General features: G+C 66.0%; 24 protein-coding genes and 2 riboswitches. Of the genes, 10 read left to right on the top strand and 14 right to left on the bottom strand.

Annotated features, from left to right (window positions below; all coding sequences use genetic code 11):
* Positions 1-53: 53 nt before the first annotated feature.
* Complete coding sequence (locus RLN94_RS11435; protein WP_350168988.1) at positions 54-920, top strand: inositol monophosphatase family protein; 867 nt, start codon at positions 54-56, stop codon at positions 918-920.
* A 159-nt stretch (positions 921-1,079) separates the two neighbouring features.
* Here RLN94_RS11435 and RLN94_RS11440 read toward each other — a convergent pair whose 3' ends face one another.
* The 6 genes from RLN94_RS11440 to RLN94_RS11465 form a co-directional block, all read right to left on the bottom strand.
* Entirely contained in the window at positions 1,080-2,030 is a 951-nt protein-coding gene (locus RLN94_RS11440) for a GlxA family transcriptional regulator (RefSeq protein WP_350122781.1), read from the bottom strand.
* Positions 2,031-2,113: 83 nt separating this feature from the next.
* A complete protein-coding gene (gene gcvP / locus RLN94_RS11445) occupies positions 2,114-4,963 on the bottom strand; it encodes an aminomethyl-transferring glycine dehydrogenase (RefSeq protein WP_350122778.1) in 2,850 nt (949 codons plus the stop codon).
* A gap of 14 nt (positions 4,964-4,977) precedes the next feature.
* The gene (locus RLN94_RS11450) at positions 4,978-5,280 is read right to left on the bottom strand and encodes a contact-dependent growth inhibition system immunity protein (protein WP_350122775.1); all 303 of its coding nucleotides are present in this window, start codon (positions 5,278-5,280) and stop codon (positions 4,978-4,980) included.
* Positions 5,281-5,284: 4 nt separating this feature from the next.
* A complete protein-coding gene (gcvH, locus tag RLN94_RS11455) occupies positions 5,285-5,644 on the bottom strand; it encodes a glycine cleavage system protein GcvH (RefSeq protein WP_350122772.1) in 360 nt (119 codons plus the stop codon).
* Between the two features lie 21 nt (positions 5,645-5,665).
* Positions 5,666-6,790 carry a glycine cleavage system aminomethyltransferase GcvT gene (gene gcvT / locus RLN94_RS11460; protein WP_350122769.1) on the bottom strand — a complete coding sequence of 375 codons (1,125 nt, stop codon included), beginning with the start codon at positions 6,788-6,790 and terminating at the stop codon, positions 5,666-5,668.
* 86 nt (positions 6,791-6,876) lie between these two features.
* Positions 6,877-6,960: riboswitch (glycine riboswitch) on the bottom strand.
* A riboswitch (glycine riboswitch) is annotated at positions 6,961-7,048 on the bottom strand. It lies immediately after the preceding riboswitch.
* Positions 7,049-7,078: 30 nt separating this feature from the next.
* Positions 7,079-7,531, bottom strand: a complete 453-nt coding sequence (locus RLN94_RS11465; protein ID WP_350125843.1) for an RrF2 family transcriptional regulator — start codon at positions 7,529-7,531, stop codon at positions 7,079-7,081.
* Between the two features lie 61 nt (positions 7,532-7,592).
* Here RLN94_RS11465 and RLN94_RS11470 point away from each other — a divergent pair, with 61 nt between their 5' ends.
* Entirely contained in the window at positions 7,593-8,207 is a 615-nt protein-coding gene (locus tag RLN94_RS11470) for a gamma-glutamylcyclotransferase family protein (RefSeq protein WP_350125840.1), read from the top strand.
* A gap of 36 nt (positions 8,208-8,243) precedes the next feature.
* Entirely contained in the window at positions 8,244-9,524 is a 1,281-nt protein-coding gene (locus RLN94_RS11475; RefSeq protein WP_350125837.1) for a DUF2254 domain-containing protein, read from the top strand.
* Here RLN94_RS11475 and gltX read toward each other — a convergent pair.
* A complete protein-coding gene (gene gltX, locus RLN94_RS11480) occupies positions 9,508-10,833 on the bottom strand; it encodes a glutamate--tRNA ligase (RefSeq protein ID WP_350159172.1) in 1,326 nt (441 codons plus the stop codon). The genes RLN94_RS11475 and gltX overlap by 17 nt on opposite strands.
* Before the next feature lie 172 nt (positions 10,834-11,005).
* Here gltX and RLN94_RS11485 point away from each other — a divergent pair, with 172 nt between their 5' ends.
* The 3 genes from RLN94_RS11485 (at position 11,006) to RLN94_RS11495 (ending at position 12,770) form a co-directional block, all read left to right on the top strand.
* Positions 11,006-11,920, top strand: coding sequence for an MBL fold metallo-hydrolase (locus tag RLN94_RS11485; RefSeq protein WP_350123343.1), 915 nt, complete (start codon positions 11,006-11,008; stop codon positions 11,918-11,920).
* A 53-nt stretch (positions 11,921-11,973) separates the two neighbouring features.
* Positions 11,974-12,369, top strand: coding sequence for a metallopeptidase family protein (locus RLN94_RS11490; RefSeq protein WP_350123346.1), 396 nt, complete (start codon positions 11,974-11,976; stop codon positions 12,367-12,369).
* Positions 12,370-12,578: 209 nt separating this feature from the next.
* Positions 12,579-12,770: a hypothetical protein gene (locus RLN94_RS11495; RefSeq protein ID WP_350123349.1), complete on the top strand. Its 192-nt coding sequence runs from the start codon at positions 12,579-12,581 to the stop codon at positions 12,768-12,770.
* Positions 12,771-12,789: 19 nt separating this feature from the next.
* Here RLN94_RS11495 and RLN94_RS11500 read toward each other — a convergent pair whose 3' ends face one another.
* Entirely contained in the window at positions 12,790-14,448 is a 1,659-nt protein-coding gene (locus RLN94_RS11500) for an NAD+ synthase (protein ID WP_350123352.1), read from the bottom strand.
* 155 nt (positions 14,449-14,603) lie between these two features.
* On the opposite strand from RLN94_RS11500, the gene RLN94_RS11505 reads away from it, so the two are divergent.
* The gene (locus RLN94_RS11505) at positions 14,604-16,085 is read left to right on the top strand and encodes an MORN repeat-containing protein (protein WP_350123355.1); all 1,482 of its coding nucleotides are present in this window, start codon (positions 14,604-14,606) and stop codon (positions 16,083-16,085) included.
* Between the two features lie 160 nt (positions 16,086-16,245).
* Here RLN94_RS11505 and RLN94_RS11510 read toward each other — a convergent pair whose 3' ends face one another.
* Together RLN94_RS11510 and RLN94_RS11515 are read right to left on the bottom strand one after the other, a co-directional pair.
* Positions 16,246-17,772, bottom strand: a complete 1,527-nt coding sequence (locus RLN94_RS11510) for a cryptochrome/photolyase family protein (protein WP_350123358.1) — start codon at positions 17,770-17,772, stop codon at positions 16,246-16,248.
* Positions 17,766-18,431, bottom strand: a complete 666-nt coding sequence (locus tag RLN94_RS11515; RefSeq protein ID WP_350123361.1) for an SDR family NAD(P)-dependent oxidoreductase — start codon at positions 18,429-18,431, stop codon at positions 17,766-17,768. Before RLN94_RS11515 ends, RLN94_RS11510 begins: the two co-directional genes overlap by 7 nt.
* Before the next feature lie 261 nt (positions 18,432-18,692).
* On the opposite strand from RLN94_RS11515, the gene RLN94_RS11520 reads away from it, so the two are divergent.
* Positions 18,693-20,285, top strand: coding sequence for a 2-isopropylmalate synthase (locus RLN94_RS11520; protein ID WP_350130993.1), 1,593 nt, complete (start codon positions 18,693-18,695; stop codon positions 20,283-20,285).
* A 75-nt stretch (positions 20,286-20,360) separates the two neighbouring features.
* On the opposite strand, the gene RLN94_RS11525 is transcribed toward RLN94_RS11520, so the two are convergent.
* From RLN94_RS11525 to RLN94_RS11535, 3 genes are all read right to left on the bottom strand, one after another.
* On the bottom strand, positions 20,361-21,122 hold the full coding sequence (locus tag RLN94_RS11525; RefSeq protein WP_350130994.1) for an SDR family oxidoreductase: 762 nt from the start codon (positions 21,120-21,122) through the stop codon (positions 20,361-20,363).
* A gap of 114 nt (positions 21,123-21,236) precedes the next feature.
* Positions 21,237-21,725, bottom strand: a complete 489-nt coding sequence (locus RLN94_RS11530; protein ID WP_350130995.1) for an anthrone oxygenase family protein — start codon at positions 21,723-21,725, stop codon at positions 21,237-21,239.
* Positions 21,726-21,755: 30 nt separating this feature from the next.
* Complete coding sequence (locus tag RLN94_RS11535; protein ID WP_350130996.1) at positions 21,756-22,337, bottom strand: NAD(P)H-dependent oxidoreductase; 582 nt, start codon at positions 22,335-22,337, stop codon at positions 21,756-21,758.
* A 66-nt stretch (positions 22,338-22,403) separates the two neighbouring features.
* Between RLN94_RS11535 and RLN94_RS11540 the strand changes: the two genes are divergently transcribed.
* Positions 22,404-22,997 carry a TetR/AcrR family transcriptional regulator gene (locus RLN94_RS11540; protein WP_350130997.1) on the top strand — a complete coding sequence of 198 codons (594 nt, stop codon included), beginning with the start codon at positions 22,404-22,406 and terminating at the stop codon, positions 22,995-22,997.
* An 83-nt stretch (positions 22,998-23,080) separates the two neighbouring features.
* Here the strand turns inward: RLN94_RS11540 and RLN94_RS11545 are convergent, their stop codons facing one another.
* Positions 23,081-24,979 carry an acyl-CoA synthetase gene (locus tag RLN94_RS11545; protein WP_350130998.1) on the bottom strand — a complete coding sequence of 633 codons (1,899 nt, stop codon included), beginning with the start codon at positions 24,977-24,979 and terminating at the stop codon, positions 23,081-23,083.
* Positions 24,980-25,213: 234 nt separating this feature from the next.
* Between RLN94_RS11545 and RLN94_RS11550 the strand changes: the two genes are divergently transcribed.
* Positions 25,214-26,233: an extracellular solute-binding protein gene (locus RLN94_RS11550; RefSeq protein ID WP_350130999.1), complete on the top strand. Its 1,020-nt coding sequence runs from the start codon at positions 25,214-25,216 to the stop codon at positions 26,231-26,233.
* Positions 26,234-26,349 lie beyond the last annotated feature (116 nt).

Here is a 26,349-nt window from a genome sequence, read left to right on the forward strand (position 1 = left end):
CCGCCCAAGGGTGGCACTTCATGGCCCACGCCAGCCCGAAGAGGGAATCGCCCATGCCCGACAGCCTGCCCATCCCGCTGACCTCGCCGCTCAGCCGCGCCCAGCAGACGAGCCTCGTGAACCTCGTCCGCCGCACGGCCAAGACCGAGATCATGCCGCATTTCCGCAATCTCGGCCATGCCGACATCTCGGCCAAGGCCGACCGGTTCGACCTGGTCACCGCCGCCGACGTGGCGGCCGAGGCGATGCTCGCGCGCGGCATCCAGCAGATGTTCCCCCATGCCCTCGTCGTGGGCGAGGAGGCCGCAGCCGACGACCCCTCCATCACCGACAAACTGGCCGAGGCGGAACTGGCCTTCATCATCGACCCGGTCGACGGCACCTGGAACTTCGCCCACGGCCTGTCGCTCTTCGGCGTGATCCTCTCGGCCACCCGCTTCGGCCGCCCGGTCTGGGGGCTGCTCTACGACCCGGTGATGGATGACTGGATCACCGCCGACGAAGGTAGCGAGGGCGCGACGCTCGCCCGCAGCCTCGGCGCCGACCGCCCGCTCAGCGTCTCGCAGGGCGCCGAACTGGCCGACCTGTCGGGCTACGTGCCCATCTACAACCTGCCGGAAGACAAACGCGCCGCCCTCGCCGAAACCCTGCCCCGCTTCGCCTTCACCACGGCCCTGCGCTGTTCCTGCCACCATTACCGGACGCTGGCGCAGGGCGGGATGGATTTCCTCCTCTCCGGCCCGCCCAAGCCGTGGGACCACGCCGCCGGCGTGCTGATCACCCGGAAAGCGGGCGGTGTCGCCCGCATGCTCGACGGCTCCGATTTCGTGGCCGGAAAGATGGACAGCTACATCCTCGCCGCCCCCGACGAACAAAGCTGGACCCGCCTGCGCGACACCTTCTCCTTCCTGCTGGACTGAGAGCGCAGCAGGGGGGGCCAGCCCCCCACGTTGAAATCAGGAGATTTCAACGCTCCCCCCGGAGTATTTGCCACCAAGAAGAAGCATGTCTCCCGGCTTCTTCTTGGCCCAAATACTCCCGCCGGAGGCGTCCGACAGAAGCCACCAGGCGCCAGCGCCTCAGGTCAGCCGCGCCCGCTGCCCGCCGGGCGACACCCCGAAGAGGCCCCGGTACACCCGCGCGAAATGCGTGGTCGATCGGAACCCCGTCGCCACCGCGATCTCGGTCACCGACTTCTCGCTCTGCAACAGCAGGTTCCGCGCCCGCTGCAGCCGCATCTCGAGATAGTATTTCGACGGCGACCGTTGCAGGTACTGGCCGAACAGCCGCTCGAGCTGGCGGGTCGAGATACCCACCTGCCGGGCGACCTCCGCCGTCGGCACCGGGTCCTCGATCGACTCCGACATGATCTGCACCGCCTGGGTCAAATGCGGGTTGCGCATCCCGTGCCGCGCCTGGACCGAGACCTTCTGCGTGGCGGACGCCTCGCGCACGGTGTTGTAGACCATCTGGTCGGCCACCTCGTTGGCAAGCTCCGCGCCATGCGCCTGTCCCATCAGGTGCAGCATCAGGTCCGCCGTCGCCGTCCCGCCCGAGGCGGTGATGATCTTCTCGTCGGCGACGAAGACATTGGGCACGAGGTGGACGTTCGGGAACTCCTCGACGAAGAGGTCGTGATACGCCCAGTGAATGGCCGCGCGCATCCCGTCCAGCATCCCGGCATAGGAAAGGATATAGGCCGCCGAGCACAGCGCCCCGATCGGCGTGCCATGCGACCGCTCGCGCCGGAGCGCCGACAGGAGCCGCCTGGTCATGTGGTTGCGCATGTTCGAGCCCGCCAGCAGGAACAGCCGGTCCGCCTTCACCGGCCGGTCGAACCCGGCATGCACCCGCACGACCGTGCCGTTGTTGCTAAGCGCCGTCTCGCCGTTCTCCGAGGCGAAGCTCCACTCGTAAAGCGGCCTGCCGGACACGAGATTGGCGATCCTGAGCGGTTCGACCGCGCAGGAAAAGGACAAATGCGCAAATTCATCGACCAGGTAAAAGACGAAGCGTTCCGTCTTGACCATCACCGCCTCCCGGACATGGGTCCATCCGGACGGCGATTAGAGGATGCGCGGGGCTCCGTAAAGCCCCGCCGTTGCCGGGCGGGCTACTCCGCCGCCTCGGCATAGTCCTCCATCGGCGGGCAGGTGCAGACGAGATGCCGGTCGCCATAGGCGTTGTCGACCCGGTTGACCGGCGGCCAGTACTTGTCGACCCGGAAGGCGCCCGGCGGGAAACAGGCCTGTTCGCGGCTGTAGGGCCGCTCCCAGTCCTTCACCAGGTCCTCCATCGTGTGCGGCGCGTTCTTCAGCGGGTTGTTCTCGCCGTCGATGCGGCCCTCCTCCACGTCCCGGATCTCCTCGCGGATCGCCAGCATCGCCTCGCAGAACCGGTCGAGCTCGGCCTTGGTCTCGCTTTCCGTGGGCTCCACCATCAGCGTGCCCGCCACCGGCCAGCTCATCGTGGGCGCGTGAAACCCGTTGTCGATCAGCCGCTTGGCAATGTCGTCCACGGTGATCTTGGCGCTTTCGGCAAAGGGGCGGGTGTCGAGGATGCATTCATGCGCGATCCGCCCCTGCGAGCCCTTGTAGAGCACGTCATAGGCCCCCTCGAGCCGCTTGGCGACGTAGTTGGCGTTCAGGATCGCCACCCGCGTCGCCTGCGTCAGCCCGGCGCCGCCCATCATCAGGATATAGGCCCAGCTGATCGGCAGGATCGAGGGCGAGCCATAAGGCGCGGCGGACACCGGCCCGGCCGCGCCTCCCGTCGCCGGATGACCCGGCAGGTGATCGGCCAGGTGCGCCTTCACCCCGATCGGCCCCATGCCGGGCCCGCCACCGCCATGCGGAATGCAGAAGGTCTTGTGCAGGTTCAGGTGGCTCACATCGCCACCCACGTCGCCGGGCCTTGCCAGCCCCACCATGGCGTTGAGGTTCGCCCCGTCGATATAGACCTGCCCGCCATGGTCATGCACGATCTGGCAGACATCGCGCACGTTCTCCTCGAAGACGCCATGGGTGCTGGGATAGGTGATCATGCAGCCGGCCAGGTTCTCCGAATGCTCTTCGGCCTTGGCCCGGAAATCCTCGAGGTCGATATCCCCGCTCTTGCCGGATTTCACCACCACCACCTTCCAGCCCACCATCTGGGCGCTGGCCGGGTTGGTGCCATGGGCGCTCATCGGGATGAGGCAGACATTGCGGTGTCCCTCGCCATTCGCGCGGTGATAGGCGGCGATGGTCAGCAGCCCCGCGTATTCCCCCTGCGCGCCCGAGTTGGGCTGCATGGAAATGGCGTCATAACCGGTGATCTCGCACAGCTTGGCGTTCAGGTCGTCGATCAGGTGCTTGTAGCCCAACGCCTGATCCTCCGGGCAATAGGGGTGCAGGCCCGAGAACTCCCGCCAGCTCACCGGCATCATCTCGGCGGCCGAGTTGAGCTTCATCGTGCAGCTTCCCAACGGGATCATCGCCCGGTCGAGCGCGAGGTCGCGGTCCGCCAGCCGCCGCATGTAGCGCATCATCTCGGTCTCGGCCCGGTTCATGTGGAAGATCGGGTGGGTCAGGTACTCGGACCTGCGATGCATGTTCTTCGGCACGCGGTATTCCGGCTCGAAATCGTCATCCTTCCGCTGGATCCCGAAGGCCCGCCAGACGCCTTCCACGCTTTCCGGCCGCGTCGCCTCGTCGATGGTGATGCCGACGCGGGTCTCGCCCACGCGGCGCAGGTTGATCCCCTCGTCCACCGCCGATTTCAGCACCGCCGCCTGAAGCGGGCCGACATCCACGGTGATCGTGTCGAAGAACGCCCTGGGGTCCACCTTGAAGCCGTTCTCCTCCAGCCCGCGGGCCAGCCGCACGGTCTTGCGGTGGATGCGCTGCGCGATGGCCTTCAGCCCCTTGGGCCCGTGGAAGACGGCATACATCGACGCCATCACCGCCAGAAGCGCCTGCGCGGTGCAGACATTGCTGGTGGCCTTCTCGCGCCGGATATGCTGCTCGCGGGTCTGCAGGGCCAGGCGGTAGGCCCGGTTGCCATGGCTGTCCACCGACACGCCCACCAGCCGCCCGGGCATCGCCCGCTTCATCGGCTCGCGGCAGGCCATGTAGGCCGCGTGCGGCCCGCCATAGCCCATCGGCACGCCGAAACGCTGGGTGCTGCCCACGGCGATATCCGCCCCCATCGCGCCGGGCTCCTTCAGCAGGGTCAGCGACAGCGGATCGGCCGACATCACGCCGATCCCCTCATGCTCGTGCAGCGCCGAGATCTGGTCGCTGAAATCCCGCACGTGGCCATAGGTGCCCGGATACTGGAAGATCGCGCCGAACACCTTGTCGGCCTCCATCTTGTCAGGATTGCCGACGATCACCTCGATCCCCAGCGGCTCGGCCCGGGTCTGCATCACGGCGATGTTCTGCGGGTGGCAATCGCGGTCGACGAAGAACGCCTTCGCCTTCGATTTCGACACCCTTTGCGCCATGGTCATCGCCTCGGCACAGGCCGTCGCCTCGTCCAGAAGCGAGGCATTGGCGATCTCCAGCCCCGTCAGGTCGCTGATCATGGTCTGGAAATTCAAAAGCGCCTCAAGCCGCCCCTGGCTGATCTCGGGCTGGTAGGGCGTGTAGGAGGTGTACCACGCCGGGTTCTCGAGGATGTTCCGCTGAATCGCCGGCGGCGTCACCGTGCCGTGATAGCCCTGCCCGATCAGGCTGACCATCACCTTGTTCTTCGACGACACCTCCCGCATGTAATGCAGCAGTTCCCGCTCCGACTTGGGCTTGCCGAAATCCAGCGGCGTTTCCTGCCGGATCGCCTTCGGCACCGTCTCGTCGATCAGCGCGTCGAGGCTTTCGGCGCCCACCACCTTCAGCATCTCCTCCATCTCTTCCGGCGAGGGGCCGATATGGCGGCGGTTGGCGAAATCGTAGGGCAGGTAGTCGGTGGGTTTGAAGGGCATATCGTTCCTCTCCACTAGGTGGCGTGTCGGCGTTCGGTGGTGTGCTTCAGGGCCGTTTCAAAGATCATCCGCGCGCCGCGGGCGTTGATGAACACCTCGGCACCGGAACGATTGAAATGGCCCTTCAGCTCGGCGTTGCTGCACGTTGCGAGAAGCCGTTCGAGCGTTCGGCGAAGCCGCAGCCTCTCCTTGGCATCAAGGTCGCCGACCATTTCAGCAATGGCCTCATCGAGCGAACCATGGATCAGGAACGTGTCCTGGTGAAACACGTGGCCCAGATGTTGCAGGGCCTCCTGCTCCTCGCTTGTGAGCCGCATGACATCAACTGATGAACTGCTGATACGCGGCCTCGTCCATCAGGTCGTCCATCTGGCTCGGGTCCGACGGCTTGATCTTGAAGAACCAGCCATCGCCCATCGGGTCCTCGTTCACCTTGCCCGGCTCGTCAACGATCGCCTCGTTCACCTCGGTGATCTCGCCATCGACCGGCGCCATGATGTCGGATGCGGCCTTGACGCTTTCGATCACCACGATCTCGTCATCCTTGCTGACGGTCTTGCCCTCCTCGGGCAGCTCGATGAAGACGATATCGCCCAGCTCGTTGGCGGCATGTTCGGTGATGCCGACGACCACCTCGTCGCCTTCGGGCTTCAGCCATTCATGCTGTTCGGTGAATTTCATGTAAGTCTCCCTCGTGTTGGATCAGCGTTTGAAATTGGCAGGCGTAAAGGGCAGTTCGGCCACCCGCACCGGCAGGCGCTTGCCGCGCACCTCGCCGTAAAGCCGGGCACCGGGGCGCGACAGCTCGGCAGGCACGTAGCCCATCGAGACCGGCGCGCCCACCGTCGGGCCGAACGCGCCGGATGTCACGTGGCCAATGGCCTCGCCACCCTCCTCGTTGGCGAAAAGCTGCACACCCTCGCGCATCGGCGCGCGGCCTTCGGGGGCAAGGCCCACGCGCAGGCGCGGCGTGCCCTCGTCCAGCTCGTTCAGAATGCGCTCGGCGCCCGGAAAGCCGCCCGCCCGGTCGCCGCCGGAGCGGCGCACCTTCTGGATCGCCCAGGCAAGGTTCCCCTCCACCGGGCTGGTCGTCTCGTCGATATCGTGACCGTAAAGGCAAAGCCCGCCCTCCAGCCGCAGGCTGTCGCGCGCGCCAAGCCCGATAGGCTCCACCGCGTCATGCGCCAGCAGGTGCCGCGCCAGCGCCTCGGCATGGGTCGCGTGCACCGAAATCTCGTAGCCGTCCTCGCCCGTATAGCCCGAGCGCGACACCCACAGCTCGCCGAAATCCGAGTTGAAAATGCCGGTGTCCATGAATTTCATGATGTCGCAGCCCGGCGCCACCGGCTCCAGCACCTCTTCCGCCGCCGGGCCCTGCAGCGCCAGCAACGCGCGATCGCGCTGCTCGGCCACCTCGACCCCCGGCAGGCCCGCCTTCATATGGGCGATATCGGCCTCCTTGCAGGCCGCGTTGACCACCACCAGCATGTGATCGCCCCGGTTGGTCATCATCAGGTCGTCAAGGATGCCGCCCGCGTCATTGGTGAAGAACCCGTAGCGCTGCCGCTTCTCGCCCAGCGGCAGAAGGCTCACCGGCACAAGCCGCTCCATCGCCTGCGCCACCGGGCCATAGCCGCCCTCGTGCCGCAGGATCACCTGTCCCATGTGGCTGACGTCGAAAAGCCCCGCCTTTTCCCGCGTATGAAGATGCTCCTTCATGACGCCAAGCTTGTACTGCACGGGCATCTCGTAGCCGGCAAAGGGCACCATCTTCGCGCCCAGCTCCACGTGCAAATCATATAGCGGCGTCCTGCCGAGATCACTCATCCCGCACCTTTCTCGCTCTGCAAGGCCGGGTCGCGTGGTGGATCGCATCCGGCACCGTTTCGGCACGCACTACGCGCGCCATTTCCGATGCCCCCTCTGTCCTTCTGCCTGAGATCGCTATCCCTTCGGCGCCCCGGTCATGCTGCCGGGATCTCTCCAGAGTTCACTTCAGATGCAAAACGGTCCCTGCGGCCTGAGAGTTTCCGGGGCGGTTGCTCCTTCGGCACCGGCTCTTGCCGGTTCTCCCGTTTCGATCTGGGTGTACGCTAGTATACGGGACGAGTCGTTTCAAGCCCGCTTCGCGCAAGCCGGCAGGCTCAGGATATCCGCCAGCGCCACGTTCTCGCAGATCAGGTCATCCAGCGTCATCCGGTCGAGATGGGCATAGAACGCCTCCGCCGCGCCGGCCATCGCCTCGCGCAACCGGCAGGCCGGGACCAGCGGGCAGGTGTTGTCGACATCGGCAAAGCACTCCGCCAGCGGCGCCTGCGCCTCGAGATCGCGGAACACCCCGCCCAGGTCGATCTCGCCCATCGGCCGCGCCAGCGTGATGCCCCCGGCCCGGCCCCGCTGCGTATACAGGTAGCCCAACTGCCCCAACCGGTTGATCACCTGCGCCAGGTGGCTCTCGGAGGTGTTGCAGCGCTCGGCAATCTCGGCCTTGGTCACCAGCCGACCGGCATGGACACCACAGAACATGAGTACCCTGAACGCGATATTGGTTCGTTTCGTGATGCGCACGCCGCCCGCCCTCCCCCGGCTTGATGTCCGGCGACTTTGCAGGCACAAAACAAGGCGTACCATGACACAGATCAAAACATACACGGCAGATACAACTTCTGCCCCCGACCTGCCCGAGGCCTATTTCTTCGGCTACGGCAGCCTGGTGAACCGCGACACGCACCATTTCCAGAACGCCGAGCTGGCCCGCCTCAAGGGCTGGCGCCGGGTCTGGCGGCACACGGTGATCCGTCCGATCGCCTACCTGACCGTCATCCCCGATCCCACGGCCGAGATCGACGGGCTGATCGCGCCCGTGCCCGCCGCCGACTGGGCCGCGCTCGACGAACGCGAAGGGGCCTATGACCGCGTCGCCGCCCATGAACAGATCACCCACAGCCTCGCCCACCGCCCCGAAATCGCCGTCTACACCATCCCCGAGGGCAAGCATGGCAAGCCGGATGAAACCTGCCCGGTGCTGCTGAGTTATGTAGATGTGGTCCTTCAGGGCTACCTGCGCGAATTCGGCGAGCAGGGGGTGCAGCGGTTCTTCGACACGACGGACGGGTGGGATGCCCCGGTGCTGAACGACCGCGCCGACCCGGTCTATCCCCGTCACCGCACGCTCAACGAGCACGAGCGCGCCCTCGTCGATGACCTGCTGGCCGAAAGAAAGGTTCGCCTTTTGACTCGCTAGTCGCCTAGGCTGGGAAGACGGAAAAAGGAAACCTTCATGAAGAGATCGGCGATCGTCTCGGGCACCGCGCTCAAGATCCTGCGCTTCGCCCGCAGCCTCTGGATCCGGGTCGCGCTGATCTCGGTGCTGGCACTGCTGGCCTCGGGGCTGGCGATGACCTTCGAGACCATCCTGCCCGAAGCCCTGCGCCAGCGGTTCGGCACGGACGCGGTGATGCCCGTGCTGAAGATCCTCGCCTCGGGCATGCTGGCGGTCAGCACCTTCTCCCTCAACGTGATGGTCACCGCCCACCACGCCGCCGCGGCCCAGGCCACGCCCCGCGCCCACCGCATCCTGCTGAACGACACCGTCACCCACACGGCGCTCGCCACCTTCATCGGTGCCTTCGTCTATTCGCTCTGTTCCATCATCCTCGTGCAGGCCGGCCTTCATGCCGAGGGCTCGGCGGTGATCCTCATGGGGATGACGGTGCTGGTGGTGGTGCTGGTGATCCTCGCCATGATGCGCTGGATCGAACATCTCAGCGACCTCGGCAGCATGGATGCCACCCTGCGCAAGACCGATGAAGAGGCGCGCGCCAGCCTGATGACCACCCGGCAAAGCCCCGCCCTGACCGCGACACCGCTGACCGGGGACACGGTGATACCGCCCGACGCCAAGCCGCTTCCCGCCCCGCGCTCGGGCTATATCCAGGTGATGAACCTGCCCCATATCGACGATTGCCTGCCGGGCGAGGCCGCCCGCATCTGGCTCATTACCCCGCCCGGCACCTTCGTGCTCAAGGGACAGACCGTGGGCCACGTGGCAGGTCTCGACGAGGGCCAGATCGAACAGGTGCAGGCGGGCCTCACCATCGGCGAGTTTCGCACCTTCGAACAGGATGCCACCTATGGCCTGCTGGTCCTGTCCGAGATCGCCTCGCGCGCGCTGTCGCCCGGCATCAACGACCCCGGCACCGCCATCGACGTGGTCGCCCGGCAGGAGCGTTTGCTCTGGGAATGGGGCACGACCCCGCCCAACGACGACGCGCCGGCCTATTCGCGCATCTTCGTCACCGAGGTCTCGCCCGAAAGCCTTGTCGAATTTGCCTTCGCCGGCGTCGCCCGCGACGGCGCCGGGCATCTCGAGGTCCAGCGCCGCGTGCTTCACGCGCTCGACGCGCTACGGGAGGCCGGCAACGACCGGCTGGCCCGGGCCGCGCGCGACTGGGCGAAGCACACCTTCGATTACGGCCAGTCGGCGCTGGCCATCGACTGGGAACGCGAACGGATGAAGGAAACCTATCAGAAAGCCTTCGGCGCTAGCGCTTCGCCTTGATCGTCTGAAGCAGCGGCAGCACCTGGCTCATGTCCGGCCCGTGGCTCTGACCCGTCAGGGCCTTGCGCAGCGGCATGAACAGCCCCTTGCCCTTGCGCCCGGTCTTCTCCTTCACCTCGGCCGTCCACTGGCCCCAGGTCTCGCCGTCATGCGGGCCCTCCGGCAGCAGCGCCAGCGCCTCGGCCACGAATTCTCGGTCCTCCTCGGCGATATCCGGCTCCGCCCCGTCGCGGAACATCACCCACCACGGCCCGAGGTCCTTGATCGTCGAGACATTCTCGCGCGTGACCTCCCAGAACCGCTCGGCCTGGTCGTCCGGCACGCCCAGCGCGGCGATCTCGTCCTTCACATCCGCGAAAGGCCGGTTGTGCAGGATCCGCGCGCTCAGCGGGAAAAGGTCATTGGCATCGAACTTCGTCGGCGCCGAGCCGAAGCGCGAGATATCGAACCCCTCGACCAGCTCGTCGACACTGCCCCGAAGCTCCACCGGGTCGGCCGAGCCCAGCCGCGCCATCAGCGACAAAAGCGCCATCGGCTCCACCCCCTGCGCCCGCAGGTCGCGCAGGCTGAGCGTGCCCAGCCGCTTCGACAGCGACTCGCCCATCGGCCCGGTCAGCAGCGAATGATGCGCGAACGACGGCACGTTGCCGCCCAGCGCCTCGATGATCTGGATCTGCGTCGCGGTGTTGGTCACGTGGTCCGACCCGCGCACGACATGGGTCACGCCCATCTCGGTGTCGTCGACCACCGAGGCCATGGTATACAGAACCTGCCCGTCGCCCCGGATCAGCACCGGATCAGACACGCTGGCCGCGTCGATCGACACCGGGCCGAGGATGCCGTCCTCCCACTCGATCCGCTCGTGATCCAGCTTGAACCGCCACACGCCATCGCCCCGCTCGGCGCGCAGCGCGTCCTTCTCCTCCTCCGACAGCGACAGCGCCGCCCGGTCGTAAACCGGCGGCCGCCCCATGTTCAGCTGCTTCTTCCGTTTCAGGTCAAGCTCGGTCGGTGTCTCGAACGCCTCGTAGAACCGCCCCATATCGCGCAGCCGGTCGGCGGCTTCCGCGTAACGGTCCAGCCGCTGCGACTGCCGCTCGACCCGGTCCCATGTCAGGCCCAGCCATTCAAGGTCTTCCTTGATCGCGTCGACATACTCTTCCTTCGACCGCTCCGGGTCGGTGTCGTCGATCCGCAGGATGAAGGTGCCCCCGGCCTTGCGCGCGATCAGGAAATTCATCAGCGCGGTGCGCAGGTTGCCCACGTGGATGTAACCGGTGGGCGACGGGGCGAAACGGGTGGTGGTCATTGGCTCATGCTCCGGATGGTCGCAGCGGGCAATGTCACAGGCGGGCCCGATTGTCCAGAATACTCGGGCCCCTACGGCCGGCGCCCTCCTCGCCGGTCACATTGGCGTGAGCATGTCTGAGCTGTCACGCTCCCCGCGCTACACTTCGCACGGACAACAAGGAGGACTGCCAATGACCACCCTGATCACCCGCCGCTCCGTTCTCTCGGCGGCCGCCGCCCTGCCCTTCGCCGGCACCGGCATCGCCCACGCCGCCGCCCCGATGATGGGCGCATCCACCCCCACCCACAACCGCTTCAAGCTGGGTGCCTTCGAAGTCACCACGCTTCTCGCCGCCACCTCGCCCCGGCCCGACCCCCATTCCATCTTCGGCCTCAACGTCAGCGAGGAAGAGTTCGAGACCGTCTCGGCCGAGGCCAACCTGCCCACCGACCAGGCGCAGTTCTTCTTCACCCCCACCGTGGTCAATACCGGCGAACAGCTCGTGCTTTTCGATACCGGGCTCGACCCCGCGGGCATCACCGCCGCGCTCGAGGCCGCGGGCTACAGCGCCGACATGATCGACCTCGTCGTGCTCACCCACATGCATGGCGACCATATCGGCGGGCTGTCGGATGGCGAAACGCCCACCTTCCCCAACGCCGCCTATGCCACCGGCCAAGTCGAGTTCGACCACTGGGCGCAGGCCGAAAACGAAACCTTCGAGGCCAAGATGCGCCCGCTCGCCGACCAGACAACGATGATGGAGGACGGCGCCAGCGGCTTTTCCGGCCACACGGCGATGGCCGCCTTCGGTCACACGCCCGGCCACATGGTCCACATGATCGAAAGCGAAGGCGAACGCTTCCTGATCGCGGCGGATTTCGCCAATCATTACGTCTGGTCGCTCGCCCATCCCGACTGGGAGGTGAAGTTCGACATGGACAAGGAGGCCGCCGCCGCCACCCGCCGCAAGCTGCTCGACATGATGGCCGCCGACGACCTGCCCTTCGTGGGCTACCACATGCCGTGGCCCGGCACCGGCTATGCCGAGAAGCAGGGCGACGACTATCGCTTCGTGCCGACCAGCTACCAGATGATGCTCTGAAATACCCGCGGCGCGCCCTTCCATTCCGGCGCGCCGCGCCGCATATCAGGGGCATGTCACGCCCCGACCCCAGCCTTGCCCAGATTGAGGAGATGGCCCGCGCCGCCATCGCCGACCTTCCCGACGGTTTCCAGCCCGCCGCCAGGGAGGTGGCGCTGCGCGTCGTCGACTGGCCCGAACGCTGGATGCTCGACGATCTCGGCTTGGCCGACCCGCTGGAATTGACCGGCCTCTATGACGGCATCCCGATGACCGAGAAATCGGTCATCCACCAGCCGCTCGGCCCCGACAGCGTCTGGCTCTTCCGCGAGCCCATCCTCGCCGAATGGCACGACCGCGGCGATGTCGAGATCGAGGATCTCGTGGCCCATGTCACGATCCACGAGTTCGCCCACCATTTCGGATGGTCCGACGAGGACATCGCGTCCATAGACCGTTGGTGGGAGTGAGAACCGGTCCGGGCTTTGCCCGGCAAACCGTCCAGTGGACGGTTTGAGGTTCGAACGGGTGGAACCCAAACCGGTCCGGGCTTTGCCCGGCAAATCGCCCCCCGAAACCACGCAAAACCTGCTCTCACCGCGCGGTCCCAAGGCGCCAATTTGCGCGAAATCCCGTTTTGGAGTATTCTGGCTCATCCGTTTCAGGGGAGGATAACCAGATGAAACTCGATGAACGGAAGACCCTCGTCTCTCGGCGCAACATCATTTTCGGCACCTTGCTGGGTGTGCCCGCCGCGGCCATGGCCGTCGCGATCACCGCTCAACAGGCCCAGGCCAGCGGCGGAGGCCGCGATCCCGGCGACGAAGAGGATGGCTGCAAGAACGGCAAATGCGGCGACGACGATAACTGACGCCTGAGCGCCCGAACTCCTAGCTCCCGTCGCGCCAGCGGTTGACGATCGGATAACGCCGGTCCAGCCAGAACGCCCGCTTCGACAGCCGCGTGCCCGGCGCGGACTGGAAGCGCTTGTATTCCGAGATGTAAAGCAGGTGCTCCACCTTCTTCGCATCCGCGCGGTCATACCCGGCCGCCACGCAATCGGAAACCGACCCGTCCTGGTCGACGAGGATCTTCAGGATGCCGTCCAGCACCGGGTAATCGGGCAGCGAATCGCTGTCCTTCTGATCCTCGCGCAGCTCGGCCGAGGGCGGCTTCTGGATGACGTTCTGCGGAATGACCTCGCCCCCGGGCCCCTTCATCCACGCCCGGTGGTTGGCATTGCGCCAGCGACAGACATCGAACACCCGCGTCTTGTACATGTCCTTGATCGGGTTGTACCCGCCTGCCATGTCGCCATAGATCGTGGCATAGCCCACCGCCACTTCCGACTTGTTGCCGGTGGTCAGCAGCATCTCCCCGAACTTGTTCGACATCGCCATCAACAGAAGGCCGCGCAGCCGCGACTGGATGTTCTCCTCGGTCAGGTCCGGCTCCAGCCCCTCGAAGAGCGGCGCCAGCGTGTTGGTGATCGCCGCGCGCCCCTCGGAAATCGGCACGAAGTCATACCGGCAGCCCAGGTTCTCGGCCACCGCCTTGGCATCGTCCAGCGAGGCCTCCGACGTGTACTCCGACGGCAGCATCACGCAGCGCACGTTCTCCGGCCCCAACGCATCCACGGCCACGGTCGCCACGATTGCGCTGTCGATCCCGCCCGACAGGCCCAGCAAAACCTTCCTGAACCCGGTCTTGCGAAGGTAATCCCGCAGCGACAGCACCATCGCATGGTAATCCTGCTCATACCCGTCCGGGATATGCGCCAGCTCCCCCGGCTCGGCCCGCCACCCCTCTTCAGTGCGCACGAAATCGACATGCACAATCGCCTCCTCCATCAGCGGCATCTGCACCATCAGCTCGCCCCCGGGGTTCAGCACGAAGGTGCCCCCGTCGAACACCTGGTCGTCCTGCGCGCCCACAAGGTTCAGATAGACCAGCGGCAAGCCGGTCTCGACCACCCGCGACACCATCAGGCTCTGCCGCGTCTCCAGCTTGCCGCAGTAATAGGGCGAACCGTTGGGCACCAGCAGGAGCTCCGCCCCGGTCTCGGCCAGCGTTTCCGAGACATCCTCGTACCAGCTATCCTCGCAGATCGGGCTGCCGATGCGCACGCCATCCACCACGTAAGGCCCGCCCACCGGGCCCACGTCATAGATCCGCACCTCGTCGAACACCGTCTCGTTGGGCAGGTGATGCTTCAGAACCCGTGCGGTGATCTCGCCGCCCTTCAGGATGTAATAGGCGTTGTAGAGCCCCGTGCCCTCCAGCGCCGGCCCGCCGATGGCCAGCGCCGGGCCGTCGGCACAATCCACGGCCAGCTTCTCGATCTCGGCAATCGCAGCCTGGTGAAAGGCCGGCTTCATCACCAGGTCCTGCGTGTTGTAGCCGGTGATGAACATCTCGGGCAGCGCCACCATCTGCGCACCGGCCTTGCGGCCCTCTTCCCACGCCTCGCGCGCCAGCGCGGCATTGCCAGCCAGATCGCCTACCGTCGCATTGAGCTGTGCCAGTGTCAGGCGAAACCTGTCGGTCATGATGCGCGGGCCCTTCCTTCCGGTCGTCACGGCCTGATTTAGCAGATGACACCGCGAGGGAAAGGCGATTTGACCAAAACCCGTTGTCACCATAAGCCCGGTCCACTAGATTTAGCCCACCTGCAGGGGCGCAGGCCGGGGCAACAGAGGCAGACATGAGCAGAACGCTGACCAGATTACTCGTATTCGCAGTCGCCGGCACCGCCGGCGCCGCCCTCGCGCAGGATGGCGAGGTGCAAACCAAGCAGTACGAGGATGGCGGCATCTACGAGGGCACGTTCAAGGACGGGCTCCAGCACGGCACCGGCACCTACACCCTCCCCAACGGCTACGAATATTCCGGCGAATGGGTCGAGGGCGAGATCCGCGGACAGGGCACCGCGCGCTTCCCCAACGGCTCGGTCTACGAGGGGCAGTTCCTGCGCGGCAAGCCCCACGGCGTGGGCAAGATCATCTTCGCCGACGAGGGCACCTACGAGGGCGAATGGCTCGATGGCAAGATCACCGGGCGCGGCGTGGCGGTCTATGCCAACGGCGTCCGCTATGACGGCGAGTTCCGCAACGCCATGCACCACGGCCGCGGCCGGATGGAAAGCCCCGGCGGCTATGTCTACGACGGCGAATGGGTGGACGGCGTCAAGGAAGGCATGGCCAAGATCACATACCCTGACGGCGCGGTCTACGAGGGCCAGGTCGTCAACGGCGCCCGCGAGGGCGAAGGCACGCTTTCCATGCCCGACGGGCTGATCTACGCGGGCCGCTGGAAAGACGGCCAGATCGACGGCAAGGGCAAGCTCACCCAACCCAACGGCGACGTCTACGAGGGCGACCTCGTGCGCGGCCGGCGCGAGGGCACGGGCCGCGTCGTCTACAACAACGGCGATATCTACGAAGGCGAGTTCGCCGAAGACCGCCGCCATGGCCAGGGCACCTTCACCGGCACCGACGGCTACCGCTACGAGGGCAACTGGGTGGCCGGCAAGATCTCCGGCCAGGGCACCGTCACCTACCCCGACGGGTCGGTCTACGTGGGCGAGTTCCGCGACGACCTCGCCAACGGCATGGGCAAGATCACCTATCCCGATGGCTCCACCTACGAGGGGGAGTGGACCGGCGGCGTGATCGACGGCACCGGCAAGGCCACCTATCCCAACGGCCTCGTCTACGAAGGCGAATTCGAGAACGCGCGCAACCACGGCACCGGTGTCATGACCTATGCCGACGGCTACCGCTACGAGGGCGAATGGCAGGACGGCCAGCGCCACGGCCAGGGCACCGCCACCTACCCCGACGGCACGGTCTACGAGGGCCAGTTCGCCGACGGCCAGCGCCACGGACAGGGCAAGATCGTCATGCCCGACGGCTTCACCTACGAAGGCGAATGGCAGGAGGGCGAAATCTCCGGCCAGGGCGTGGCGACCTACACCAACGGCGATGTCTACGAAGGCACCTTCCTGCGCGGCAAGCGGCAGGGCGAGGGCACCATGCGCTATGCCAGCGGCGAGGAGGCCAGCGGCGAATGGCTCGACGGGGCGCTGACCGAAACCGTCACCGAGGACGCGACCACGCAGGAGGCCGCCACGCAGGACGCCCAGCCCACCGAAGACGGCGCCGACGAGCCCCAGTCCACCGAATGATCCGGCTTATCCGTCCGGATTGAGGGGCCAGCCCCGCCGCCATTGGGCTTGAACCAATGGCGCCACAATGCCGTCTCCCCGGGATATTTCCGGCCAGAAGAAACATGGCGCGCCCTGCCGCTTCTTCTGGCCCCAAATATCCCCGCCGGAGGCTCCCCGGCTAGACAGGCTCCCCGGCGTCGAGCTTTTTCAGAAACGCCTCCGCCTCCTCCAGCACCGTATCGCGCTTGGCCTTCTCCATCCGGTCCCATGTCCGGTACATCTGCGCCATCCGCGGGTTGCCCTTGAACCGCTGCCGGTGCCGCACCAGGAAATGCCAGTAGAGCAGGTTGAACGGGCAGGCCCCCTCGCCCGTCTTCTTCTTCACCGAATAGGTGCACGTGCCGCAGTAATCCGACATCCGGTCGATGTAATTGCCCGAGCTCACATATGGCTTCGACGCGATGATCCCGCCATCGGCATACTGGCTCATCCCCACCGTGTTGGGCGCCTCGACCCATTCGAACGCATCGAAATAGACCGACAGGTACCATTCATGCACTTCGTTCGGGTCCACCCCCGCCAGCAGGGCGAAATTCCCTGTCACCATCAGCCGCTGGATGTGGTGGGCATAGGCCTCGTCCCGCGTCTGCGCCACGGCATGTTCGAGACAGGCCATCTTCGTCTCCGCCCCCCAGTAGAGCGGCGGCAGGGCACGGTCGTGCTTCAGCCCGTTGCGCGCGGCATAATCCGGCCCCTCCCGGAAATAGAGCCCGCGCACGTATTCCCGCCAGCCGATCACCTGCCGGATATACCCCTCGGCCGAGTTGAGCGGCACCCGCCCGGCTTTCCATTCCTCTTCCACACGGGTGCAGATTTCCACAGGATCGAGCAGGCCGATGTTCAGATATGCGCTCAACAGCGAATGGTTCAGGTACTTGTCCCCGACCAGCATCGCATCCTGGTAGGGCCCGAATTCCGGCAGCAATTCCTTGGCGAAATGATCGAGCGCCCGCAGCGCCTGCCCCCGTGTGACGGCGAAATGAAACGGCCGCAGCGCGCCGAAATTCTTCCCGAACCGGGTCTCGACCAGGTCCAGCACCTCCTCCGTCACCTCGCCCGGCGTGAACTGCATGGGCTTCGCCCGCAGCATGTCGTCCGAGGCCGGCTTGCGGTTGTCATGGTCGTAATTCCACTTGCCGCCCTCGGGCTTGTCGCCATCCATCAAGAGCCCGGTCTTCCGCCGCATCTCGCGGTAGAAATACTCCATCCTGAGTTCCTTGCGCCCCTCGGCCCAGTCGTTGAACTCGTCAAGGCTCGCAACGAACCGGTCATCGGGCAGCACCGTCACCTTCAGCGGCGCATTCTCCAGCGCCTCCACCAGCCGCCATTCTCCGGGGCTGGTGGCGATCACCTCGCTGGTGTCGTGTTCCTGCCCGCGCCGCATCAGCTCGCCCACGATCGACTTGGTGGCCTCCGGATCGTCGAGCTTCGTGTAGGCGACCGTCCAGCCCTCGCTCTCCAGATGCGCCGCGAAATGCCGCATCGCCGAGAGGACCAGCGCGATCTTCTTCGGGTGATGTGGCACGTAGCCGGTCTCGTCCCCGACCTCGGCCATCACCACCACGTCCTCGGACTTGTCCGCCGCCTTCAGCGCCGCCACCCCGTCCGACAGTTGATCGCCCAGCACCAGAACCAGCTTCACCACGGCACACGCTCTCCCTGCCAGTCAAAGAACTGCCCGCTGTCGCCGGGCCCCAGCCCGTCGATCACCGAAAGCAGGTTCGCCGCCGCCGCCTCCGCCGGAACGGTCGGATGGCCCTTCGCGTAATCTGCGGTCAACGCCGTCTCCACCGTCCCCGGATGCAGCGCCACGCAGACAGCGCCCTTGTGCGTCCGCCCCAGCTCGATCGCGCCGGTGTGGATCATCTGGTTCAGCGCCGCCTTCGCCGTCCGGTAACTGTACCAGCCACCGAACCCGTTATCCCCGATCGACCCGACCCGTGCCGAAAGCGCCGCGAACACCGACCGCCCTTCCCGCGGCAGCAACCTCACCGAATGCTTCAGCGCCAGCGACGGCCCCACGCAGTTCAACCGGAACTGCGCCACCATCGCGTCGGCCTCCAGGTGTTTCAGCGATTTCTCCGGCCCGCGCCCGTCAAGCTCCAGCGCCCCGGTCGCCACGAAGATCAGGTCAAACGGCCCCTCCAGATCGCCAAGACAACGCGCAACAGAAGCCTCGTCGGTCACGTCCAGCCCGTCCGCCGACCGCGACAGCCCCGTCACCGCCACGCCCCGCGCCTCGAGCGCCGCGCACACAGCCGAGCCGATCCCGCCCGACGCCCCGATCACCAATGCCTTTTCCATGCAAGCGGACCTAAAGCGCCCGCGCCCGGTATCAAGCGGCCCGCGAAATCCGGGGGTTTTCAAGCCGGCACACGATCCCTATACTTCGCCCCATGATGATGCAGGACCATATCGCACCCAAGGCCACCCGCCCCCGCGCGGCTTGCCTTCCCGTCCTGCTGCTCCTAAGCCGCCTCTGAGCGTGCCGTGAGCCGGCGCGACCGCTCAGAGGATACGCCTTCTTCGCGCCACCAGGCTTAGGACAACAAAACGAGACCAGACATGACAAACGATGACAAAGACCGTGTTGCGCCAGACGCGAACAAGGACCGCGTGGTAATCTTCGACACGACCCTCCGCGATGGCGAGCAATCCCCCGGCGCCACCATGACCCACGAGGAAAAGCTCGAGATCGCGGGGCTGCTCGACGAGATGGGCGTCGACATCATCGAGGCGGGCTTTCCCATCGCCTCCGAAGGCGATTTCCGCGCGGTGAAGGAGATTGCCCAGAACGCGAAGAATTCCGTGATCTGCGGCCTCGCCCGCGCCAACATCAAGGATATCGACCGCTGCTGGGAGGCGATCAAGCACGCCGAGCGCCCGCGCATCCACACCTTCATCGGCACCTCGCCGCTGCACCGCGCCATCCCCAACCTCTCGCAGGACGAGATGGCCGACCGCATCCACGAAACCGTGACCCACGCCCGCAACCTCTGCGACAACGTGCAATGGTCGCCGATGGATGCCACCCGCACCGAGTGGGATTACCTCGCCCGCGTGGTCGAAATCGCCATCAAGGCCGGCGCCACAACCATCAACATCCCCGATACGGTGGGCTATACCGCGCCGGTGGAATCCGCAGACCTGATCCGCCGCCTGATCGCCGAGGTGCCGGGCGGTGACGAGGTGGTCTTCGCCACCCACTGCCATAACGACCTCGGCATGGCCACGGCCAACTCGCTGGCCGCCGTCGCCGGCGGCGCGCGGCAGATCGAATGCACCATCAATGGCCTCGGCGAACGCGCCGGCAACACCGCGCTGGAAGAGGTGGTGATGGCGCTCAAGGTGCGGAACGACATCATGCCGTATTACACCGGCGTCGACAGCACCAAGATCATGCATATCAGCCGCCGTGTCGCCACCGTCTCGGGCTTCAATGTCCAGTACAACAAGGCCATCGTCGGCAAGAACGCCTTCGCCCACGAATCCGGCATCCACCAGGACGGCATGCTCAAGAACGCCGAGACGTTCGAGATCATGCGCCCGGCGGATGTGGGCCTGGCCGAGACCAATATCGTCATGGGCAAGCACTCCGGCCGTGCCGCGCTCCGCGCCAAGCTCAAGGATCTGGGCTTCGAACTGGGCGCCAACCAGCTCGACGACGTGTTCTACCGCTTCAAGGACCTCGCCGACCGCAAGAAGGAGGTCTATGACGAAGACCTCGTCGCCCTCGTCGCGGCAGGCGAGGACGAGGCCAAGGACCGCCTCGTCATCAAGTCCCTGCGCGTGGTCTGCGGCACCGGCGGCCCGGCCGAGGCCAAGCTGGTCATGTCCGTCGACGGCGAGGAAAAGACGGTCACCCAGTCGGGCGACGGCCCGGTCGACGCCACCTTCAAGGCGGTGCGCGACCTGCACCCCAACGAGGCGCGGCTGTCGCTCTACCAGGTCAGCGCGGTGACCGAGGGCACCGACGCCCAGGCCACCGTCTCCGTCCGGCTCGAGGAAGCGGGCAACATCGCCACCGGCCAGTCGGCCGACACCGACACGGTGCTCGCCTCCGCCAAGGCCTATGTGAACGCGCTCAACCGCCTGCTCGTCCGCCGCGGCAAGACCGGCGAGGACAAGCGCGAGATCAGCTACAAGGACGTGTCGTAACGCCCTGACTTGGCACTGAAAAAGTATGAAGCCGGCGCATCCCCGCGCCGGCTTCATATTTTTTTGCACCTGCCCTCACACCTTGCAGATCGAGTTCCCCCCGTCCGCCAGCATCGCCGAGCCGGTCACGAAGCTCGCCATGTCCGACAGCAGAAACAGCGCCGCGTCGGCGATCTCCTCCGGCTGCGCCATCCGCTTGAGCGCGTGCAGCCCGGATATGAACGCCGCCGTCTCCGGGTTGGTGGCCGCATCCATCGCCGCCGGGGTCATCGTTCCGCCAGGCATCAGCACGTTGGCCCGGATACCCTCCGCCCCGTGCTCCACCGCGATCGCCTGCATGAGCCCGACCAGCCCGGCTTTCGAGGCCGCGTAGGCCCCCATCCCCGGCAAGGTCGCGGTGTGCCCGATGAACGACCCGGTGAAGACCAGCGATCCCCCGCCCCGCGCCCGCAGCGCCGGGATCTGCGCCCGTGCGGCGTGGTAGCTGGCGGTCAGGTTGGTCGCCAGAACCTCGTCCCACTCTGCCGGCGCCGTCTCGGCCACCATCGCGCCGTTCCCGAGGATCCCGGCATTGTTGAACGCCCCGTCCAGCCCGCCGAACCGCTCGGTCGCCATGTCCACCAGCGCCTCGGCAAAGCCCGCCTCCGTCACGTCCCCCGGCACCGCCACGGCGGCCCCGTTCGACTGGTTGATCTGCCCCTCGATCTGCCGCAGCTCGGCCTCCCGCCGGGCGCCCAGCACCAGCTTGGCGCCCTGCGCGGCAAGCCTCAGCGCCGCCGCCGCCCCGATCCCGCTCGACGCGCCGGTGACGATGATGATCTTGTCCTTCAACAACATGGGTACACTCCTTTTCGGTTGTCGCAGGCCTGACCATGGCCGCACCCCCGCCACCGCTCGACCCGGATCATGCGGAGCCATGACCCGGATCCTGCGCTTTGCCGAAAAGGCCGTTCAGGCGTACAGCGCGCAGCCCACCAGCAGCGCCGCCGCCCCCAGTGCCGAGGCGGCGGTGCGCACATGGTTCCACCGTGTCCATGTCACCGCATAGACCGCCCAGTAGGCCTCCGTCTCCGGCCCCTCCGCCGCCATCGCGTCCAGCCGCCGGTTCATCGGCACGTTGCCCACAAGCGTCACTAGGAAGGTGCCCACCACGTAGACGGCCCCGCCCGCGATGAACCACCCCTGCGCCGGCCCGCTCATCGCCACCCACGCATAGGCCATCAGGCCCAGCGACACCGGCGCCAGGGCCAGCAACGAGAAGACGAAGGCCGACGACAGAACCTCCCGGTTGATCTGCTGCATCGCCTCGATCCCCGCCCGGGGCGAGCTGACCCTGAGCGACCGCATGATGAAATCGGAAAACCCGAGAAAGACGCCCGAGACAAGCGCCATGATCAGCGCGACCGACCCAAAGGTGATGAGGATAACGGTTTCAGACATTGAAATAACTCCTTGATGTAAGAGAAAATATCAGGCCGCCGCGCGGCCCATCTCCCGCGCGCTGTCCAGCCAGCGGGCAATCTTCTCGGGCGCGGCCAGCTTGACCGACCCGAACTGTTTCAACCGCCGCATCCGGATGCCGCAGAAGCCCAGCACCTGGTTCTTCAGCACGCGCCGCCCCGGCTTGCGATAGATCAGCGTATCCAGCAGCGGCGGCGTGTCCGAGGTGATGACCGCATCCGCCGTGCGCCCGGTCAGCAGCTTGTCCCACCCCATCCCCCGCCGGTGATACTTGAACGCAAACCCCGAGGTCAGCGCCCGGTCCAGAACCGCCTTGGCCCGCGTCGGCATCGCGCCCCACCAATAGGGATGCACGATCAGCAGGTGATCGGCCCAGGCCACCCCCTCCTGCCAGGCAAGCAGGTCCCGCTCCAGCTCGGGCGCCTCCGGCCCGTAGCCTTCGACGGCCGGGTCGAACCGCATGTCGGCCAGGTCCATCCGCCGGACCTCGGCGCCCTGCCCTTCGGCCCCCTGCTGATACGCATCCGCCAGCGCCGCACAGAGCGACCCCGCCTTGGGATGCGCCACCCAGATGAAAATCTTCCGTGCCATATCGGGTCTCCTCTTGACTTGACACTGTGTAAATTGACACGGTGTAAATAGGCAGGAGTTTACATTGTGTCAAGTGAGAAGAATCCAACCCGCACCCGCATCCTGAAAGCCGCGTGGGAGTTGCTTGAATCGAACCCCGGCGTGGCCGCCCGGATGTCGGATATCGCCAAGAAGGCCGGGGTCAGCCGACAGGCGCTCTACCTGCATTTTCCCAACCGGACGGAACTGTTCGTCGCCACGACCAAGTACATGGACGAGGTCTATTGCGTGCAGGAGAACCTCGCCGAAAGCCGCGCCGCCACCACCGGCGAGGCGCGGCTCGAGGCCTATATCGCCACGTGGTCGGCCTACGTTCCGAAGATCTTCGGCATCGCCAAGACCCTGATCGTCATGGCCGAAACCGACGAAGACGCCGCCCGCGCCTGGGCCGAACGGATGCAGGACATGCGCGAAGGGTGCGAGGCCGCGGTGGCGGCGTTGGCCCGCGACGGCGCGCTCTCTACGGATTATTCGGAAACCGAAGCGACCGACCTGCTCTGGACGCTCATGAGCCTCCAGACATGGGAATCGCTGGTCGTCAAATGCGGCTGGGACCAGGCGCGGTACAGGGCCACGGTCCTGTCACTGGCACGCCGGGCACTCGTAGCCGGGGCGGATTAGGGGGCTCTGCCCCCAACGTTGAAATCCTTCGGGATTTCAACGCCTCCCCCGGGATATTTCCAGCCAGAAGAAGCAGGGGCGGATTAGTCCCTGGTCTTCTCCGCCCATTCCCACGGCCGCGTGAACCGGCCAAGCACCTCTTTCAGCTTCGCCTCGTCCACCTCGCCGGTCTTCTCGATCTGCGCCACCAGCCCCTGCTTCTTGGAGTCGACCACGTTCACCACCCGCGTGCCAAGGCCCTCCTTCTCGAGCTCGGCATTGTAGACACGGGTGATGGCCCGCTTGCGCAGGTCGGGCTTGAAGACCTTGCCCACCGCCGTCTTGGGCAGCTCGGGCAGCACCTCGATGAACTTGGGCTGCGCGGCGCGCTCGTGGACATGGGTCTTGCAATATTCCACCAGCTCCTCGCCGGTGACACTGCCGCCCTCGACCAGCTCGACATAGGCGCAGGGGATTTCGCCCGAATAGGCATCGGGCTGGCCGATCGCGCCGGCCATCGCCACCTCGGAATGCGCCATCAGCGCCTCCTCGATCTCGGCCGGGTCGATATTGTGCCCGCCCCGGATGATCAGGTCCTTCGCCCGGCCGGTGATCCAGAGATACCCGTCCGCGTCGATACGGCCCAGGTCGCCGGTGCGCAGGTACTTGTCGTGATAGTACAGGTTCGCATTCTTCGTGGCGTCGGTATAGGTGTGGCCGGGATAGACACCGGGGTTCGAGATGCAGATCTCGCCCACCTCGTCGGTCGCGGCCTCGACCGGGTCCTCGCCATTGCCGGCATTGTAGATCCGCACCTCCGTATAAGGCAGCGGACAACCGACCGAGCCCACCTTCTTCTCTCCCGTCGGCGGGTTGCAGGCCACGAGACAGGTCGCCTCGGTCAGCCCGTAGCCCTCGATCACCGCCATGCCGGTGGCCGATTCGAACCGCTTGAACAGCTCCAGCGGCATCGGCGCCGAACCGGAGAAGGCGTTCTTCACCGTCGACAGGTCCGCATCCACCTTGCGCTGCATCAGCGCCGAAACGGCCGTCGGCACGGTGATCACGAAGGTGATCTTCCACCGCTCGCACAGCTTCCAGAAATTGTCGAACACGCCCTCGCCGCGATAGCCGGCGGGGGTGGGGAACACCACATGCGCCCCGGACTTGATCATAGCCATCAGGATCACATGCGTCGCGAAGACGTGGAACAGCGGCAGCGGGCACATGATGTTGTCCTCTTCCGAGAACAGAAGCTGATCGCCCAGCCAGCCATTGTAGACCATCCCCGAATACCGGTGCTGCGCCACCTTGGGCATGCCCGTCGTGCCGCCGGTGTGGAAATAGGCGCCCACCCGGTCGCCCGCGGAATCTGCGAAATCCAGCGAGGTGTTCTGCCGCCCGGCCTCGGCCACGAAATCCTTGATGTCGGCATGGTGCTTGCCGGTCATCTTCGGCCGCAGGAAGGGCACGATCCAGCTTTTCGGCGGGCGGAGATAGGCGTTGAGGTCGATCTCGAGGATGGTATGCACCTGCCGCGCATGGCGCACCGCCTCGGCGGTCTTCTGGGCGATATCCGTCTTCGGGAAGGATTTCAGCGTCACCACCACCTTGGCGTTGGTCTCGCGCAGGATGGCGCCGATATTCTCGGGCTCGAGCAGCGGGTTGATCGGGCTCGCGATGCCGGCCACCATCGCCCCCACCATCGCCGTCGCGGTCTCGAGGCAGTTGGGCAGGATCAGCGCGACCACGTCGCCCTCCTCCACCTTGAGCGAGCGGAACAGGTTCGCCGCCTGGCAGACCTGCTCGTGAAACTCCCGCCATGTCAGCGTCTGTGCCGGGTCGGCCGCGCCGGAAAACAACTGGTAGCTGATCGCCGGACGGTCGGGAAAGGCCTCCGCCACGTTCCGCAACATCTGGTAGAGCGTTTCCGGCCGGTCCCGCTCCTCCCACGGCATCTCGTTCTGAATGTCGAGCACATCCTGACGCGTGGCAAAACTCATTGCCGTCTCCTCCCTTCGCGGTGGTCTCCGATACTCTCGTGCCCCGCTTGTTTCTCCCTGACACATAACATGTGGGTCTTCGTCGAAAGTCGCAAGATTTACGCTGCGTTTCCCGCGGGATCGGCGCCGTGCCCCCGAAGGCGCGGCTCGCATGAAATCACTTGACTATTTTCCTCGGACACCGCACCAGATATCCTATAATTTCAGTCGGAATCTCAAGGAGGATAGATCCGCATGGCCCGCATTACCCGCACTCTCACCGCCACAGCCGCCCTCGTGGCGCTGGCCGCACCGGCCTTCGCGCAGGAGGTGAACGTCTACTCCAGCCGTCACTACGATTCCGACGACGTGCTGTTCGACAAGTTCGCCGACGAGACCGGCATCACCGTCAACCGGATCGAGGCCGACGCCGACGAGATCATCGCCCGGCTCGAGGCCGAGGGCGACAACAGCCCCGCCGACGTCTTCATCGCCGTCGACGTGGGCCGCATGGACCGCGCTGAAGAGGCCGGCGTCCTGCAGCCCTTCTCCTCCGACGTGATCGAAGAGCGCGTGCCGGAACAGTTCCAGCACCCCGAGAACCTCTGGTTCGGCGTCTCGCAGCGCGCGCGCATCATCTTCTACGACAAGGAGCGCGTGGAGACCCCGCCCGCCACCTACGAGGCGCTGGCCGAGCCCGAGTGGAAGGGCAAGATCTGCATCCGCTCCTCCTCGAACGTCTACAACCAGTCGCTGCTCGCCTCGATGATCGAGGTCCATGGCGAAGAGGCCGCCCGCGACTGGGCCGCCGGCATCGTCGAGAACATGGCCCGCGCGCCCCAGGGCGGCGACACCGACCAACTTCGCGGCCTGATCTCGGGCGAATGCGACGTGGCCGTGGCCAACCACTACTACTTCCTGCGCGGCTTCGGCGGCGATGTCGACGGCCTCTCGGAAGAGATCGACAGCATCGGCTGGGTCTGGCCCAACCAGGACGATCGCGGCGCCCACGTGAACCTCGCCACCGCCTCGATGACCGCGGCGGCGCCCAATGCCGAGAACGCGGTCAAGTTCCTCGAATTCCTGACCAGCGACTTCGCGCAATCCCACTTCGCCTCGCAGAACAACGAGTACCCGGCCGTCGAAGGCGCCCCGGGCGTCGAGGCGACCGAGCGGCTGGGCGATTTCAAGGCCGACGACACCACCCCCACCGCCGCCTTCAGCCGCAACGCCAAGGCGGCCCAGACCATCTTCAACGAAGTCGGCTGGGACTGATTTCTTTCCGGGACGGTGATCAGAGCCCCCGCCGCGTGTGTCGGCGGGGGTTTTCTTTCGACCGGCTTCCGAACCGGTTCGCCCGGAACAAAGGCGCGCCAAGGGCGCGCCGCCGG

Source organism: Roseovarius sp., assembly GCF_040223625.1.
Classification (GTDB): domain Bacteria; phylum Pseudomonadota; class Alphaproteobacteria; order Rhodobacterales; family Rhodobacteraceae; genus Roseovarius.

Excerpts from the sequence above, each read along its gene's own strand:
- RLN94_RS11435 (WP_350168988.1), top strand. The coding sequence starts at position 54 with ATGCCCGACAGCCTGCCCATCCCGCTGACCTCGCCGCTCAGCCGCGCC.
- RLN94_RS11440 (WP_350122781.1), bottom strand. The coding sequence starts at position 2,030 with ATGGTCAAGACGGAACGCTTCGTCTTTTACCTGGTCGATGAATTTGCG.
- gcvP (WP_350122778.1), bottom strand. The coding sequence starts at position 4,963 with ATGCCCTTCAAACCCACCGACTACCTGCCCTACGATTTCGCCAACCGC.
- RLN94_RS11450 (WP_350122775.1), bottom strand. The coding sequence starts at position 5,280 with ATGCGGCTCACAAGCGAGGAGCAGGAGGCCCTGCAACATCTGGGCCAC.
- gcvH (WP_350122772.1), bottom strand. The coding sequence starts at position 5,644 with ATGAAATTCACCGAACAGCATGAATGGCTGAAGCCCGAAGGCGACGAG.
- gcvT (WP_350122769.1), bottom strand. The coding sequence starts at position 6,790 with ATGAGTGATCTCGGCAGGACGCCGCTATATGATTTGCACGTGGAGCTG.
- RLN94_RS11470 (WP_350125840.1), top strand. The coding sequence starts at position 7,593 with ATGACACAGATCAAAACATACACGGCAGATACAACTTCTGCCCCCGAC.
- RLN94_RS11475 (WP_350125837.1), top strand. The coding sequence starts at position 8,244 with ATGAAGAGATCGGCGATCGTCTCGGGCACCGCGCTCAAGATCCTGCGC.
- gltX (WP_350159172.1), bottom strand. The coding sequence starts at position 10,833 with ATGACCACCACCCGTTTCGCCCCGTCGCCCACCGGTTACATCCACGTG.
- RLN94_RS11485 (WP_350123343.1), top strand. The coding sequence starts at position 11,006 with ATGACCACCCTGATCACCCGCCGCTCCGTTCTCTCGGCGGCCGCCGCC.
- RLN94_RS11490 (WP_350123346.1), top strand. The coding sequence starts at position 11,974 with ATGTCACGCCCCGACCCCAGCCTTGCCCAGATTGAGGAGATGGCCCGC.
- RLN94_RS11495 (WP_350123349.1), top strand. The coding sequence starts at position 12,579 with ATGAAACTCGATGAACGGAAGACCCTCGTCTCTCGGCGCAACATCATT.
- RLN94_RS11500 (WP_350123352.1), bottom strand. The coding sequence starts at position 14,448 with ATGACCGACAGGTTTCGCCTGACACTGGCACAGCTCAATGCGACGGTA.
- RLN94_RS11505 (WP_350123355.1), top strand. The coding sequence starts at position 14,604 with ATGAGCAGAACGCTGACCAGATTACTCGTATTCGCAGTCGCCGGCACC.
- RLN94_RS11515 (WP_350123361.1), bottom strand. The coding sequence starts at position 18,431 with ATGGAAAAGGCATTGGTGATCGGGGCGTCGGGCGGGATCGGCTCGGCT.
- RLN94_RS11520 (WP_350130993.1), top strand. The coding sequence starts at position 18,693 with ATGACAAACGATGACAAAGACCGTGTTGCGCCAGACGCGAACAAGGAC.
- RLN94_RS11525 (WP_350130994.1), bottom strand. The coding sequence starts at position 21,122 with ATGTTGTTGAAGGACAAGATCATCATCGTCACCGGCGCGTCGAGCGGG.
- RLN94_RS11530 (WP_350130995.1), bottom strand. The coding sequence starts at position 21,725 with ATGTCTGAAACCGTTATCCTCATCACCTTTGGGTCGGTCGCGCTGATC.
- RLN94_RS11535 (WP_350130996.1), bottom strand. The coding sequence starts at position 22,337 with ATGGCACGGAAGATTTTCATCTGGGTGGCGCATCCCAAGGCGGGGTCG.
- RLN94_RS11545 (WP_350130998.1), bottom strand. The coding sequence starts at position 24,979 with ATGAGTTTTGCCACGCGTCAGGATGTGCTCGACATTCAGAACGAGATG.
- RLN94_RS11550 (WP_350130999.1), top strand. The coding sequence starts at position 25,214 with ATGGCCCGCATTACCCGCACTCTCACCGCCACAGCCGCCCTCGTGGCG.